This window comes from Streptomyces sp. URMC 127 (genome assembly GCF_051386535.1).
Lineage (GTDB): Bacteria > Actinomycetota > Actinomycetes > Streptomycetales > Streptomycetaceae > Streptomyces.
Window position 1 is genome coordinate 1 of sequence record NZ_JBPQTW010000186.1, and the last position, 14,059, is coordinate 14,059.

Genomic DNA, 14,059 nt, shown 5'->3' on the forward strand with positions numbered 1-14,059 from the left:
CCCGCGCCCCGCCCGTCAGGCGCACCCGTGGCGCCCCCGTGGCCCGCTTCCGCGCGGCAGGCGCCCGGCGGGCTCACCGTCGGCGGGGTGCCGCTGGCCGAGCTCGCCGAGCGGTTCGGCACGCCCGTCTACGTCCTGGACGAGGACGAGGTGCGGGCCCGGGCCCGCGCCTGGCGCGACGCCCTGCCCGGTGCCGACGTCGCCTACGCCGGCAAGGCGTTCCTCTGCCGCGCCGTGATCCGCTGGATCGAGGAGGAGGGCCTGTCCCTGGACGTCTGCTCGGCGGGCGAGCTGGAGCTGGCCGTGCACAGCGGCTTCCCGGCCGAGCGGATCGTGCTGCACGGCAACGCCAAGAGCCCCGGCGACGTGCGGGCCGCGCTGCGCCTGGGCGTGGGCCGGATCGTCATCGACGCCGCGGGCGAGATCGCCCGCCTCGCCGCCCTCGTGCCGCCGGGCGCGCGCCAGCGGGTGCTGCTGCGCGTCGTGCCGGGGGTGACGGCCGGGGCGCACGCGGCGGTGCGGACGGGGATGGACGGCCAGAAGTTCGGCCTGTCGGTCGCGGGCGGCGAGGCGGAGGAGGCGGTGGCGCGGCTCCTCGGTCAGCCGCGGCTGGAGCTGGTGGGCCTGCACTGCCACCTCGGTTCGCAGATCGCGGGCCTGGGTCCGTACGTGAGTGCGGTGCGCCGGCTGGTCCCGCTGCTGGCCCGGATCCGCGACCGGCACGGGGTGACCTTTCCCGAGCTGGACCTGGGCGGCGGCTTCGCCATCGCCTACCGCGAGGGCGACGCGGCCGTGGACCCGCGCACGTACGCCGAGCGGATCACGGGCGAACTCGCCCTGGCGTGCGGCCGCTTCGGGCTGCCGCTGCCCCGGCTGACGGTGGAGCCGGGTCGCTGGATAGCGGGGCCGGCGGGCGTCGCGCTCTACCGGGTGCTGTCGGTGAAGACGACCGGCGGCCGGACGTTCGTGGCCGTCGACGGCGGCATGAGCGACAACCCGCGCCCGGCGCTGTACGGGGTGCGCTACACCGTCCGCCTCGCGGGCCGCTCCTCGGCCGCGCCCGGCCGCACCGTGACGGTGGTGGGGCGGCACTGCGAGGCGGGCGACGTACTGGCCGACGACGTGGAGCTGCCCGCCGACCTGCGGCCGGGCGACGTGCTGGCCGTGCCGGCGTCGGGCGCGTACCACCTGTCGATGGCCTCGGCCTACAACCTGGTGGGGCGGCCGCCCGTGGCCGCGGTGTCCGGGGGCCGCGCGCGGCTGCTCGTCCGCCGCGAGACGCTTGCGGACCTGCGCAGCCGGGACGTCGGGGTGTGAGGCGGCGCGTCAGTCGCCGGGCGGCATGACGCGCAGGTCGTGGGCGTCGCCCGGTGCGGCCATCGCCAGGACGCGGGCGGCCTCCTCCTCCAGCGGGGCTCGGTCCGCCGTGCGGATCTTCTCGAACGGCTCGATGACGAGCGTCGTGGTGCCGGGGCTCCGGTCGAGGCGCCAGACGGCCCGCAGGAAGCCGTCCAGGACGACGGTGGGCGCGGCGCGGTTGACCTGCCAGACGCGGTGCAAGTATTCGGGGGCCACGATGCGGGCGCGGTCGGCGTGCGCGAGGAAGACGTTGTCGTACTGCGGCAGGAAGCGTACGGGGACCTCGGTGGCCGGGTCGGGCAGCGGGGCGTCCGGCAGGTCGAGGAGTTCGGTGCCGTTCTCGTCGCGGAAGGTGCGCAGTCCGGTGCGGAGAGCGTCGGCGACCGTGCGCAGCCCGGTCAGGCCGGACCACTTCTGCATGTCCTTGACGGAGGCGGGGCCGAAGGCGGCGAGGTAGCGCAGGAGGACGGCGCCGGGGGCGGGCACGGGTGCGGGAGCCGGCCGGCCGGCCAGCCAGTGGTCCGCGGTCGTGTGCGCGGCGGGCCCGCTGCGGCCCCACAGCCCGCGCGGGGGCACCTGGACGAGCGGCAGCAGGGCGCGCGCGGCCTGGGCCAGGTCCTGCGGGGCGTATTCCGGCCACTCCTCGGCGAGCGCCCGGCCGAGGTCGTGGAAGGTGTACGGGCGCTCGGCGACGAGGTGCTCGGCGCGCGCGGCCACGCGCGTCAGGTCGGCGCCGCCGAGGCGCTTGCCCTGATTGCCGTGGAAGGCGCGCTCCACCACGGGCCGGCACAGCTCGCGCAGGCCGTGCCAGTCGCGGGCACTGACCAGGTGGATCGTCGACCTCATGACGGGGATGCGGACGACGTCGCGCGAGGCGAGGAGGCCGGAGAGCTCCTCGGGATCGAAGCCGTCGAGGCGGGCGGCGAGAGCGTAGTAGGGGTCCGTGGGTGACTGCGCCTGGAGGCCGACGAGGTGCTCGACGGCGTCGAGGACCGGCAGCGCGGCGGCCCTGCGCAACAGCAGTTGCCGCTCAAGGAGCGCACGATTGAGGGCGCGGACGGTCAGAACGGGGGACCCACTGGATGTCATGCGATCACGCTAGGCCGCTTCGCCGACAAGATCAGTCAGGATGAGTCCGCAGCCGCGCTCGGCGGCCGAATTCGGCATGTATATCCTGTTCGACGGTCCTGCGACGAGCGAGAGGGAGTTCACCCGTGTCCGAAAACCCTCCCCGCCGCCAGCGCCCCACGCCCGGGAGCACTCCCCGCAAGCACTCCCGGCTCCGCCCGCCGCACGGCCGTCCGGACGGCGACACCGCCGCCCCGCCCGCGCCGCCCGCGGCCGGATCCGGGGACGGGGCGGGCAGCATCGTGCACGCCGCGGTCTACCGCGACGGCCGGCGCGTCGCGACACCGGGCTCCCTGGCGGACACGTACCGCCGCCTGCGCGAGCAGCCCGAGAGCATGGCGTGGATCGGCCTGCAACGCCCCACCGAGAGCGAACTCCTCTCCCTGGCCGAGGAGTTCGGCCTGCACCAGCTCGCGGTGGAGGACGCCCTGGAGGCTCACCAGCGCCCGAAGCTGGAGCGGTACGGCGACACGCTCTTCGTCGTCCTGCGGGCCGCCCGCTACCTGGACGCCCAGGAAGAAGTCGACTTCGGCGAGCTCCACGTCTTCGTCGGCCCCGACTTCGTGATCACCGTCCGGCACGGCGCGGCCCCCGACCTGTCGGCGGTGCGCCGCCGCATGGAGGCCACCCCGGAGCTGCTGTCCCTGGGCCCGGAAGCCGTGCTGTACGCGATCCTCGACGCCGTGGTCGACGGCTACGCCCCCGTCGTCGCGGGCGTGCAGAACGACATCGACGAAATCGAGACCGAGGTCTTCAGCGGCGACCCCGCGGTCTCCCGCCGCATCTACGAACTCGCCCGCGAGATGGTCGAGTTCCAGCGCGCGACCCGCCCCCTGGTCGGCATGCTGCACGGCCTGATGGCCGGCTTCACCAAATACGGCACCGACGACGAGCTCCAGCGCTACCTGCGCGACGTCGCCGACCACGTCACCCACACCAGCGAACGCGTCGACGGCTTCCGCTCGGCCCTCACGGACATCCTCCAGGTCAACGCCACCCTCGTCACCCAGCAGCAGAACGCGGAAATGCGCGCGCTGGCGGAAGCAGGCTTCGAACAGAACGAGGAGATCAAGAAGATCTCGTCGTGGGCGGCGATCCTGTTCGCACCCACGCTGGTGGGCACGATCTACGGCATGAACTTCGACGCCATGCCCGAGCTGCACTGGGCGTTCGGCTACCCCTTCGCGATCCTGCTGATGGCCGTGGTCTGCACGAGCCTGTACTTCATCTTCAAGCGCCGCGACTGGCTGTAGCAGCGAGGGTGCGACACCTTGATCGACTTCACTTGTGCGAATATCACCGAGGGCCGCCCCAACCGCTGGGGAGAATCTGGGGAGAATGTGCGCCTTGGGGAGTGGAGCATCACGCGACACCAGCCGTTCCAAGCGCCGCACCCCATCCAAAATTTACCGATTCACCTCCGCAGAGCATCACTAAGAGTGTTGACTGGGCAGTCACGAGGAGACTCACACCGGGAGGGCTGGTTGGAACCGAGGAGTGCCGCGGCAACAGGGAAGGACTTCCCCTACACCGCCCGTACGACCTGCTACATCGAAGTGCACGACGACGGCACGGTGACGCACGGGAACGACCGCGCTGCCTACGAACGGGCCATGGCCGGCAAGTCCCGTCTCTTCGCGGTGTGGCCCGGAGAGTGGTCGAGCCACTTGTTCGCGATCGACGACCTGAACGAGTACGCGAAGGCACACGGGATCAAGCACGACGAAGAGCGCACTGGCCTCAAGGAACACGTCCACGACGTGCAGTGGGAGCCGAACCCCTACGCCAAGGACAACCCTCGCAGCCCCTACATCGGCATCAGCGTCACGCTGAACTGCGGCTGCACGATCCAGGACTTGCGCGCGTTCGCCGCCCACATGCAGGAACAGCGCGGGTGGACCGTAGCGACGAGCGGCGGCTGGGGCAGTAGCGGCGGCCCAGGAGGAACGAGGTACTCATTGCGCGTACGCCGCAAGAGCCTCGCCGACTGACTCATGCGGCCACGGAGCCGCACAGCACGAACGGGTGGCACAGCATGTGCTGTGCCACCCGTTACTCAGACCGCGACCAGGTTCGAGGTGGCCTTTGAAGGGATCGCCGACGAATGCCGCAGTGTTGGGAGCCTCGATCGCCCCGGAGGGCATCCATCAGCTCCCATCAAGCCACACGGCCCTTGTATCCGATCCAGTCGTTGCGCCCCTGGCCGGCGCCGGCCGCCGCCCTGACCGAAGCGGAGAACGCCAACCACGACCCCGAGTACCTCCAGCACTCCGCCCGTCTGCGCACCCTGGACGACGCCCGCTCCACCGCCGGGACCCTAACCTGGCGCATCCAACGCCTCGCCGCCAGGCGGTCCCCGGAGACCGGGCACGAGCCACCCAAGCCCGCACGGCCGCGATAGCGCGACCGGCACAGCTCGGCCATGCCCATATGGCACCTGCCTTAGACAGGCGCCAGATCGCCCAGAACCTCGTGAAGGGTGTCGCCTGTGGTGGGCGTCGTCGCAGCCAGCTTCCGCAAGTCCTCCCCAGACAAGTACCTGTAGCTTTGCGGTGGATGGAACGAGCCTGCGGCCCTGAGAGCCGCCAGCAGGACGGGCACCTCGAAAGTGACCGGCGCTTCCAGCGAGAGACCGCTGGCCCGGGTCGCACCGCTCATGTAATCGTCGTACTCGCGGCGGCTGATGCCCGCACTCGTCCGACTGGCGGCCCAAACCTCACGAGGGCTGGCCACCTGCACCGAGGCGATCCTCGCCATGCCGACGATGGCCATGGTGGGGGCGGTCGCGTAGAGGAGCACGGGCGTCCCGGGGGGAGCGGCGACACGCTGACGGCGTACCTCCACCGTCTTGGTTCCGTCCAGGATGGCCGCCGCGAACCGCGGGTGGACGGACAACAGCATCGCACGCTCCGACTCGCTCACGTCTTTCGGTGCCCCTCTTCGTAGACGGCTTGGAACAGCGCGTTGCTGATCTTCGACAGCGAAATCAGCGACAACGGTAGCCCCAACCTCTTCGCCAACGCGGTCAATCGTGAATGCGTCACCTGTACGGGAAAGAGCTCGGTGTCCGAGAACCTCAGCGCCATGACCCTGCCCGAAGCCCCTGCCGCCGCACGCACTTCGGCACGACCATATACGCCCAGATGTTCGAATCGCGAGAAGAGGGTGTCGGGGTCGCCGATGACCACCTCATCGAGCCGCGAGCAACCGATCACCATCTTGCCCTGCTGCCCGGGGGCTCCTTCGCTGACGTACCAAAGGATCCGAGCCGGGACGCTCTCGCCACGGTGACCGGCGGACCGGTAGTACACGTGCTCACGGCTGATGCCGAGCACGTCGTCGCGCGGCACGAGCATCGCCGGAACGTTGAAGAGTTCCGTGGACCAGCGCGGCTTGACGGGTGCGATGAAGGACGGCAGAGCCGTATCGATGAGCTTCGCCGGCCACCAGAACCTCTCGGCGACGCTCGCGATCTCCGGTGAGACGTGGGCGTCCAGGTAGGGCGTCACACTACCGAGGCGCGCCGCGATCTCCGCTGCGGCCGTGGAGACCGAGTCCGCCGACCCGCATACATCGACGAGGAGCGCGCTGAAGCCGTTGTCGTCCTCGCCGAAACCATCCGCACCCGCCGCGGCCATGGCCGCCCGAGAGAGACCAGGATCAGCGATCCGCACAACCTCGGCTTCTAGCTGCCGCCCGAGCCTCTTCAACATGAAGAGCAACTGCCGGGCGAGGGTCTCCTCCAGCGAGTGCGATGCGGTCCGCAGGATCGGAACATTCAAACTACGGCCGTCCAACGCCCAGGCGTACAGGGCGACAGGCTGTCCCTGACCGTCCCGTAGCAATTCCCGACGCCACAGCACCCCGTCTTGGGAAAGACCCCTCAGACGCTCCGCGAGCGCTGCTCCGCCACCACCACCCGTCTGGTCGAAGAAGGCGACGAGTTCTTCTTCACTACCGGGTTCGACTTCCGTCGTGGAGAAGGCGGTTCCCATGAGGTCGGCAGGTCGGTACAACTGAGCTTGGCGGAGTTCGTCCACATGAAGCGTCACCGCGGCCGGAGAGACCACCTTGACGCGTGCCACGTCCCTGGCGATGTCGGCCAGCCGCGCCAACTCGGAATCCCTGGTCACCAACACCTGCAGTCCGGCACAGGACGTTTCGGCCACGTACCGAAGGCGGGCGCGCAGATCGCCGTCAAGCACAACGTCGGGCAGTTCCTCGCTCACTGCCGCGCTCAGTTCCTGCTGGCGGGCGGACACCGCGGCAGTATCGGGTGACAGGGGGCGAAGCCGTGACAGTCCGGCACGTTGATGGTTCCGCTCCTCCCGGTCTTCAACCGCCGCTACGTGGAGGAGAAGCTGTGGCGTGTAGGCGAGCTCGACCAGATCGGCAAGCCACCCGGCTTCAAGAGCCTGCGACTCTTCGACGGCATGGTGAGCGCCGGCACCGCGAAGCCCCGAGAAGACGGTGTGGTCGACGGTCACGACCAGCAGGGCGTCGCTCTGCGCTTCGGTGAACAGGTCCTCGTGACCATGGTCAAGCCACCAGGTGTCGAGGGTCTCCTTGTCACCACCTCGTCCGAGGCCCTCGCCCTTCGGCACGAAGCCGAGAGCGCTCCACGTGGCGCTGAGCCCGTAGTCCCGCCGACACCTGGCACGGATCCCGAGCCGGTGCCCTTGACGGCGGCGGAGTTCCGCGATCAAGAGGCTCGCGATCCCCTTGCCCCGATGTTCCTCCGCCACGCACAGATGCACGAGACGAACGTACTGATTGCGCTTGGGCAAACCGAAGAGCGCGTAGCCCACGAGCTCGCCACCGTCCAGCGCGACCAGCAAACCACCATCATCGGCGTACTTCCGGTACGCGGGCGGTGTGAGCAACCCCAACCACTTCGTGTACCGGTTGCCCAAGGCGATGGCCGCGCCCAGCATCTCCGACCGATCTCCAGTAACCGGCAGTACCTCGATCACCGTGCGCCCCCTCTGCTTCCCCCTGGGTCGGACCGATCACGCCCACCGCATAGTGTCGAACCGCGAGGACGCGGGCCACCGTTTGATCAAATTTGGCTGGGGTGGCTCGAATCGCTCCTCATGAGCACATCACTGGCGCCGCCATCGCGTTCGGGCCGCACTGCCCGTACACGACAGCGACGGACCATGGCGGTTACCGAATGAGCGCGCAGCAGTTCTCCCGAGGTGAACACGAACGACAGTCGCAAGGGCGTGCCGACGCCGCGGGACGCCAATGCCCGGAAGGTGATGGCGGCCCAACACAGCCGGGACACTGCGCCGGAGCTCGCGCTGCGGCGTGCCCTTCACGCATTGGGCTTCCGCTACCGCGTGAACCTGCCCATCCCTGGAATGCCGCGCCGCCGCGCTGACGTCACCTTTACGAGGTGGCGGACCGCGGTATTCGTCCAGGGATGTTTCTGGCACGCGTGTCCCCGGCATCTGCGCGCCCCGAAGCACAACTCCGCATGGTGGCGACAGAAGCTTCAGGGAAACGTCCGCCGCGACGGGGAGACCGACACCCACCTCAGGCTCCTGGGTTGGCTGCCACTGCGCATCTGGGAGCACGAGAGCGTGGAACGCGCCGTCCGAAGGGTAACGGCCGCCCTCGCCGCTCGGGGCCATCCCCTAGCCGTACGGTTGGGGGCTCAGAACGTCAATGAGTGACCCCGGCCGGGAACACCGCTGCCGCGGTCGACGGTGGATTGATCCCCAGTCAGGCCGACGGGGCTCCCAATGCGGCTTCCGGCTCGTCCGCCGCCGACGGGTGCACGTACCTCCCCTTGTCGAACGGTGTGAACCACGCGCCGAACCGCATGGGTGCCACTCCCAGCGCCGAGCCGACCGCGTCCTCGTCGATCCCGTCCCTCGAACCGTCGTACAGCCACTCGTGGTCCATGTCTTCGTAGACGTTGTCGGTGAAGGCGTCCAGGGCAGCCGAGACGCTTTCGCTGAGGAGTCCGAACAGCTCCAGGTTGGCGATCGCCTGGCGCAACAGCAGCCTCAAAGCCAGTTCCTCGGCGACGCAACTCAGCCTATCGAAACTGCCGTTCGTGAATCGAGTGGTCATGGCGATCACGGTCGCCAAGAATCGGCGGGCGAAGCGGCTGCCGTACTGGAGGGCGTACCTCTCGGGCAAGTCCTCCAAGTGCCACAGCGCGCCGTCACACTCCCCGACGGTGCTGTCCTCCTCTTCCAGGGTGTGCACGTCGTCGAACAACTCGTCGATCAAGACGTCGATTGCGTAGACCACGGCGCCGGCGGCCAGTTGGGCGTCAACGGACGCTACTGCGAATCCGCAGTCGCCACCGTTCTCCGCGTCCTCGGGCACACCAAACATTACGGGAGGAAAGGAACGCAGTTCGTCCGCAAGCGCGAGCATCCGGGCACGCACTTCATCGGCCTTCGCCCGAGCGTCGTACTCGCCTCCTTCGGCCACTGCCGGTGGTTCGGTATGGCGTGCCTTCCTGGAGGCAGGGTCGTCCGGAGGGACGTCCGGGCCGTCAGCCCCGGCGAGGCTCTCTTGGGCGAGCTCCGGGTGTAGCTCGACCTCGCACCGTTCGACCTTCCAGTCCGCGAGCAGCTCGGACCGTTCCAGAATCTCGCCCACGACTTCCCGGACCGCGTCTTCCGCGAACTCGAGCGCTTCGGCATCGACGATCACTTTGAGCAGTGCCCCGCCCGGATACACGGCCACGATCGTGTCGAGCAGGTCGACCTCAGTGCCGTTCGGCCCGTCGATGCCCTCGATCGAGTCCAAGCCGCTCTCGATCAGAGCCACGGCGCCGACCCGCTGAAGCGGGTCCATCTCCGGAGTGCCCTCCGGGATGCACATGTCTACAGTCACTGCGTACGTCACGAGCCCGAGCCTGCCAGATGGAACGAAGGCGAGGAGGGGAATCCGACCCGTTCCTGACACGCCACCTCCACGGAGGCCACGGCGGATGCCCACCGCGTGCTCCTGAGCTGGTTGCCGCTCCGCGACTGGCAACGCCAGGCCGTTGCCCGAGTCCCCGCCAGCGGTGAACGGGAAGGTTTCACTTACGGGCCGTGAGCTCGGTGAGGAGGGTCACCACCGAGACGGCTCCCACGACAGCGGAACCGGCTTCAGGCTGAAACAAGGACAGGGCGGTGACGAGGAGACCGATCAGCAGGAGGACAGCAACGCGCGCACTCGCATGTTCCATGGACATTCACCTTCCACGCGGGAGGGAACCGGTATGTGAATCCAGCGTGAGCCTCTCACCGGGGGGCCTTGACGAAGCGAGACGCCCTCTGACGGCTTCGGCCAAGAATGCCCGCTGTCCGACACGATCTCAGCCGAAAGCCGGGGAACTCGCGCGAACCAGTCGTTCCATCTGTTTGACAGGACCTGACACAGGACGGCGAGAGGGGATCACATGGCCACCATCCAGCCGTGGTTGAAGCCCGATTTACGGGAACGTCCGGCTCTCAAGAAGCTCAACGACGAGCTGCACGGCCTACGGCTGGATGCAGGCTCCCGTCTGCGCGAACCATTCGCGACCGGATCGGGAAGGACGCGCAGGAGTACTGGATCGTGAACCATCAGGCCGTGTTGAACGCCTTCCAACGGCCGGAACTTCCTAGATGGGGTCGCTTGAAACTCATCGTCGCGGCCCTGTCCGAGGATGCGGGTCACAGCGACGCAGAAGGTGAAGTCAGCCGATTCAAGAGCCTGTGGAAGGGGGCGTTCGAGGAGACAGTCGCGCAAGCATCGGTACAGCCGCCCACCGAAGCCACTGCATCCTGCGACGTAACGAAGGCCGAGCCTGTACTTCATCTTCAAGCGCCGCGACTGGCTCTGACGCGGACGGCGAGGGCGCGGCGCGCGGCCGCTCCCCCGCCGCTTCTAGCGGGTGATCCGGCCGCCGCGGCCGGCCAGGGCGCCGGTGATGCCCATCGGCACCGCCAGGACCACCAGGGCGATCAGGCCCGCGGTCCAGGAGCCGGTCAGGTCGCGGGCGGCGCCGAAGGCCGTCGGGCCCAGGGCCGCCAGGAGGTAGCCCACGCACTGGGACATCGCGGAGAGCAGGCCCGCGTCGTGCGTGGTGCGGGCGCACATGGACATGTAGGCGATGCCCAGGGAGAGCACCGCGCCGAGGCCGAGGCCCAGGACGGCGGCCCACAGGACCGCCGCCCCGGTGGGCGCGGCGATCAGGCCGGCGAAGGCGGCCATGCACAGCAGCGTGCCCGCCACCGCCAGGTAGCTCTGCTTGCGGGAGCGCTGCGCCCACACCGGCACCAGGAGCGAGGTGACCATGGCCGAGCCCATGCAGACCGCCAGCAGCACCCCGGCGCCGCCCTCGGTCCAGCCGTGGTCGATGTAGAACGACGGCAGCCAGGTGGTCGCGGTGTAGTAGAGCAGCGACTGGAACGCGTAGAACAGGGCGACCGCCCACGCCAGCCCGCTGCGCCAGATCGAGCCGCCCTCGTGCGCCGGGACCGGCGGCTGCGACCGGCCCCGGCGCAGCTTGGGCGCCCACACCAGCAGCGCGGCCAGCGCGAGGACGCCCCAGACCGCCAGGGCGCCCGCCCAGGACAGCGACAGCGCGTCGCGCAGCGGGACGGTCGCCGCGGCCGTGACCGCGCCGCCGCCGACGAGCATGGTGGTGTGCAGGCCGGACATCAGCCCGACCTGCTCGGCGAAGTCCCGTTTGATGAGGGCGGTGATGACGACGTTGGCGACCGCCACCGCGGTGCCGACCAGGAACGTTCCGGCGAACAGGGGGAACAGCTCGGGGACGAGCCGCACGGCGCTGCCGGCCAGGAGCACCGCCAGCACCGCGACCAGGGTGCGCTCCATGCCCCAGCGGCGGGCGAGCCGGGGCGCGAGCGGGGCGAAGATGCCGAAGCAGATCAGCGGCAGCGTCGACAGCGCCCCGGCGCCGCCGTTGGACAGCCCGGTGACGTGCCGGATCTCGTCCAGCAGCGGCGAGACTGCCACGATGGCGGGCCGCATGTTGATGCCGACCAGCAGCACCGCCAGCGCGTACCAGAGCAGGCGGCGGCTCCCGGGGGCGCCGCGGGCGGGACCGGGCCCCGGCTCGGCCGCCGTCCCGCGCGGCGGTGAAACCCTGGTTTCCGATTCAGGGGGTGGGGTCACGAACCATCCTTCCGGTTCCGGTCGGGCAGCAGCGGTGTCCGCGGTCTCAGGCGGCGGCCGCGTACGGTACGGGCTTGCCGTCGCCCGGGGCGACGCCGTGGATGCCCCGGGCGCGGGCGGCCCGCAGGAACCGGCCGCGCACGTCGTGCTGCTCCGTGTAGTAGGGCGGGTTGTTGAAGAGGTCGTAGTGGATCGCGCAGGCGGTCGACGCCTCCAGCACGACCGCCGCTTCCACGGCCTGCTCCGGGGTGAGCGTGGCGGGCTGGTTGGTGGGCGTGATGCCCTCGCGGCGGGCCATCACCCCGGCGATGGGCAGGAAGGCGACGTCGAAGGGCCCGTACTCGCGGGCGATCTCCCACCACTTGCCGTGCCAGATGGTGTCGCCGAAGTGGATGACGCGCAGGCCGGGTGCCTCCACGATCCACGCGACCTGGTCGTCGCCGCGCCAGTCGTGGGAGGGCACGGGGATGGTGGTGAAGGGCCCGATCTTCCGCCGCTCGCCCATGGCCTGCGGCACGGCGGTGATGCCCATCCCGGCGAGGACGTCCGTGATCGGGGTGTGGCAGCCGACGGTGCAGCCCTCGGTGGCCGCGAACTCCGCGAGCAGCAGCCGGTCGCAGTGGTCGGGGTGGAGGTGGGTGACGAACGCGTGGGTCCGCACGCCCGGGGACGCCTCGATGCTGGGCAGGGGGCGCCGGGGCATGCCCTGGAACGCCGCGAGGTCCGCGGGGTTCTTGAGGGCGTCGATGACGATCCGGTCCTGCCCGGACGCCACCTCGACGCCGGCCCAGGCGAGACGCCGCAGGGTGACGGTCTCGGCCGAACTCATGGTGTGCTCCTCATGCTCCTCGTGATGCTCCTCGTGCCGCTGCCGCCGCGCCGCTGCCGGTGAGCGGGCGTGCGGTGATCACTGGCCGGTGACACCGAGGCCCCGGGAGACCCGGTCGCCCAGGTCCTTGTGGACGCTGCGCCAGTAGTCGACGACGCGCTCCTTGGTCTCCGTGCGCACCTCGGGCGCCGAGGCGTGCGCGACGATGTTGGTCACCAGGTGGTCGCGGTCGGTGTCGGTCATGACCTTCTCCCACAGGGCGCGCGCCTGGACGAAGTCGTCGTCCTCGGCGTGCAGGCGGTGGGCGCTGCGCACGATCTCGCCGGTGACCTCGTAGTGTTCGCCGGCGAGCAGGAGCGGGTCGGCGACCGGGCCGGCGAAGCTGTTGGGCGCGTAGACGGGGTCGCCGGGGTTGTCGTAGCGCATGGCCCCGTCGCGGTTGTAGGAGTGGACCGCGTTCTTGGGCCGGTTGACCGGCAGCTGCAGGTAGTTGGCGCCGATGCGGTAGCGGTGGGTGTCGGGGTAGCTGAAGAGCCGGCCCTGCAGCATCTTGTCCGGGGAGGCGGCGACGCCCGGGACCAGGTTGGACGGCTCGAAGGCGGCCTGCTCGACCTCGGCGAAGTAGTTCTCCGGGTTGCGGTTCAGGGTGAGCGTGCCGATGTCGAGGGGCGGGTAGTCCTCGTGCGGCCAGACCTTGGTGAGGTCGAAGGGGTTGAAGCGGTAGTCCGCGGCGTCCTCGAAGGGCATGACCTGCACCTGCAGGGTCCAGGTCGGGTGGTCGCCCTTCCTGATCGCCTCGTGGAGGTCGCGGATGTGGAAGTCGGGGTCCTCGGCGCCCGCGGCCGCGGCCTCGGCGCCGGTGAAGTTCCTGATGCCCTGGTCGGTCTTGAAGTGGTACTTCACCCAGAACTTCTCGCGGGCGGCGTTGTACCACAGGAACGTGTGGCTGCCGTAGCCGTTCATGTGCCGCCAGGAGTACGGCGTGCCGCGGTCCGACATCAGGATCGTGACCTGGTGCGCGGTCTCCGGCGAGAGCGTCCAGAAGTCCCACTGCATGTTGTTGTCGTGCAGGTGGTTGTCGGCGCGCCGCTTCTGCGAGTGGATGAAGTCGGGGAACTTCTGCGGGTCGCGGATGAAGAAGACCGGGGTGTTGTTCCCGACGATGTCGTAGTTGCCCTCTTCGGTGTAGAGCTTGACCGCGAAACCGCGCGGGTCGCGGGCGGTGTCCGCGAAGCCGAGCTCGCCGGCGACCGTGGAGAAGCGCAGGAACAGCTCCGTGCGCTTGCCGCGCCGGAAGACGTCGGCCTTGGTGAACTGGCTGACGTCCTCGGTGATCTCCAGGGTGCCGTACGCGCCGCCGCCCTTGGCGTGCACGACCCGCTCGGGCACGCGCTCGCGGTCGAAGTGCGCGAGCTTCTGGATGAGGTAGTGGTCCTGCAGCAGCAGCGGGCCGTCGGCCCCCACGGACTGGGAGAACTCGTCGCTCGGTACCGGGATACCGCTGTCCGTGGTCGTCACCGGACGACTCTCGGTCATGGCACGTTCCCTTCGCTTGACGGGGGATCTTGACGGGTCTTGACGGGGGCGGGAGAGGGGACGGGAGACGGG

General features: G+C 69.7%; 13 protein-coding genes. 5 read left to right on the forward strand and 8 right to left on the reverse strand.

From position 1 onward, the window contains the following. Window positions 1–27 precede the first annotated feature (27 nt). On the forward strand, window positions 28–1,317 hold the full coding sequence (gene lysA / locus ACSNOH_RS27355; RefSeq protein ID WP_436724105.1) for a diaminopimelate decarboxylase: 1,290 nt from the start codon (window positions 28–30) through the stop codon (window positions 1,315–1,317). Window positions 1,318–1,326: 9 nt separating this feature from the next. Here the strand turns inward: lysA and ACSNOH_RS27360 are convergent, their stop codons facing one another. After that, a complete protein-coding gene (locus ACSNOH_RS27360) occupies window positions 1,327–2,448 on the reverse strand; it encodes a winged helix DNA-binding domain-containing protein (protein ID WP_436724094.1) in 1,122 nt (373 codons plus the stop codon). Between the two features lie 125 nt (window positions 2,449–2,573). On the opposite strand from ACSNOH_RS27360, the gene ACSNOH_RS27365 reads away from it, so the two are divergent. The 3 genes from ACSNOH_RS27365 (at window position 2,574) to ACSNOH_RS27375 (ending at window position 4,888) form a co-directional block, all read left to right on the forward strand. Further along, complete coding sequence (locus tag ACSNOH_RS27365; RefSeq protein WP_436724095.1) at window positions 2,574–3,740, forward strand: magnesium and cobalt transport protein CorA; 1,167 nt, start codon at window positions 2,574–2,576, stop codon at window positions 3,738–3,740. 231 nt (window positions 3,741–3,971) lie between these two features. Then, window positions 3,972–4,478 (forward strand): hypothetical protein, encoded by a 507-nt coding sequence (locus tag ACSNOH_RS27370; RefSeq protein ID WP_436724096.1) that lies wholly within the window; start codon window positions 3,972–3,974, stop codon window positions 4,476–4,478. Window positions 4,479–4,678: 200 nt separating this feature from the next. Further along, window positions 4,679–4,888 (forward strand): hypothetical protein, encoded by a 210-nt coding sequence (locus ACSNOH_RS27375; RefSeq protein ID WP_436724097.1) that lies wholly within the window; start codon window positions 4,679–4,681, stop codon window positions 4,886–4,888. Between the two features lie 41 nt (window positions 4,889–4,929). On the opposite strand, the gene ACSNOH_RS27380 is transcribed toward ACSNOH_RS27375, so the two are convergent. Together ACSNOH_RS27380 and ACSNOH_RS27385 are read right to left on the reverse strand one after the other, a co-directional pair. Next, a complete protein-coding gene (locus tag ACSNOH_RS27380) occupies window positions 4,930–5,409 on the reverse strand; it encodes an ASCH domain-containing protein (protein WP_436724098.1) in 480 nt (159 codons plus the stop codon). After that, window positions 5,406–7,460: a GNAT family N-acetyltransferase gene (locus ACSNOH_RS27385; RefSeq protein WP_436724099.1), complete on the reverse strand. Its 2,055-nt coding sequence runs from the start codon at window positions 7,458–7,460 to the stop codon at window positions 5,406–5,408. Before ACSNOH_RS27385 ends, ACSNOH_RS27380 begins: the two co-directional genes overlap by 4 nt. A 252-nt stretch (window positions 7,461–7,712) precedes the next feature. On the opposite strand from ACSNOH_RS27385, the gene ACSNOH_RS27390 reads away from it, so the two are divergent. Then, window positions 7,713–8,165, forward strand: a complete 453-nt coding sequence (locus ACSNOH_RS27390) for a very short patch repair endonuclease (protein ID WP_436724106.1) — start codon at window positions 7,713–7,715, stop codon at window positions 8,163–8,165. A 49-nt stretch (window positions 8,166–8,214) separates the two neighbouring features. Here the strand turns inward: ACSNOH_RS27390 and ACSNOH_RS27395 are convergent, their stop codons facing one another. The 5 genes from ACSNOH_RS27395 to ACSNOH_RS27415 form a co-directional block, all read right to left on the reverse strand. Beyond that, a complete protein-coding gene (locus ACSNOH_RS27395) occupies window positions 8,215–9,357 on the reverse strand; it encodes a hypothetical protein (protein ID WP_436724100.1) in 1,143 nt (380 codons plus the stop codon). A 178-nt stretch (window positions 9,358–9,535) separates the two neighbouring features. Continuing rightward, a complete protein-coding gene (locus tag ACSNOH_RS27400) occupies window positions 9,536–9,685 on the reverse strand; it encodes a hypothetical protein (protein WP_436724101.1) in 150 nt (49 codons plus the stop codon). Window positions 9,686–10,368: 683 nt separating this feature from the next. Next, the gene (locus ACSNOH_RS27405; RefSeq protein ID WP_436724102.1) at window positions 10,369–11,622 is read right to left on the reverse strand and encodes a CynX/NimT family MFS transporter; all 1,254 of its coding nucleotides are present in this window, start codon (window positions 11,620–11,622) and stop codon (window positions 10,369–10,371) included. Window positions 11,623–11,668: 46 nt separating this feature from the next. Further along, window positions 11,669–12,451, reverse strand: a complete 783-nt coding sequence (locus ACSNOH_RS27410; RefSeq protein ID WP_436724103.1) for an MBL fold metallo-hydrolase — start codon at window positions 12,449–12,451, stop codon at window positions 11,669–11,671. Between the two features lie 78 nt (window positions 12,452–12,529). Beyond that, complete coding sequence (locus ACSNOH_RS27415; protein ID WP_436724104.1) at window positions 12,530–13,987, reverse strand: catalase; 1,458 nt, start codon at window positions 13,985–13,987, stop codon at window positions 12,530–12,532. Window positions 13,988–14,059: the final 72 nt, after the last annotated feature.

Coding starts and splice junctions, on each gene's coding strand:
- ACSNOH_RS27360 (WP_436724094.1), bottom strand. CDS start 2,448: ATGACATCCAGTGGGTCCCCCGTTCTGACCGTCCGCGCCCTCAATCGT.
- ACSNOH_RS27415 (WP_436724104.1), bottom strand. CDS start 13,987: ATGACCGAGAGTCGTCCGGTGACGACCACGGACAGCGGTATCCCGGTA.
- ACSNOH_RS27410 (WP_436724103.1), bottom strand. CDS start 12,451: ATGAGTTCGGCCGAGACCGTCACCCTGCGGCGTCTCGCCTGGGCCGGC.
- ACSNOH_RS27400 (WP_436724101.1), bottom strand. CDS start 9,685: ATGGAACATGCGAGTGCGCGCGTTGCTGTCCTCCTGCTGATCGGTCTC.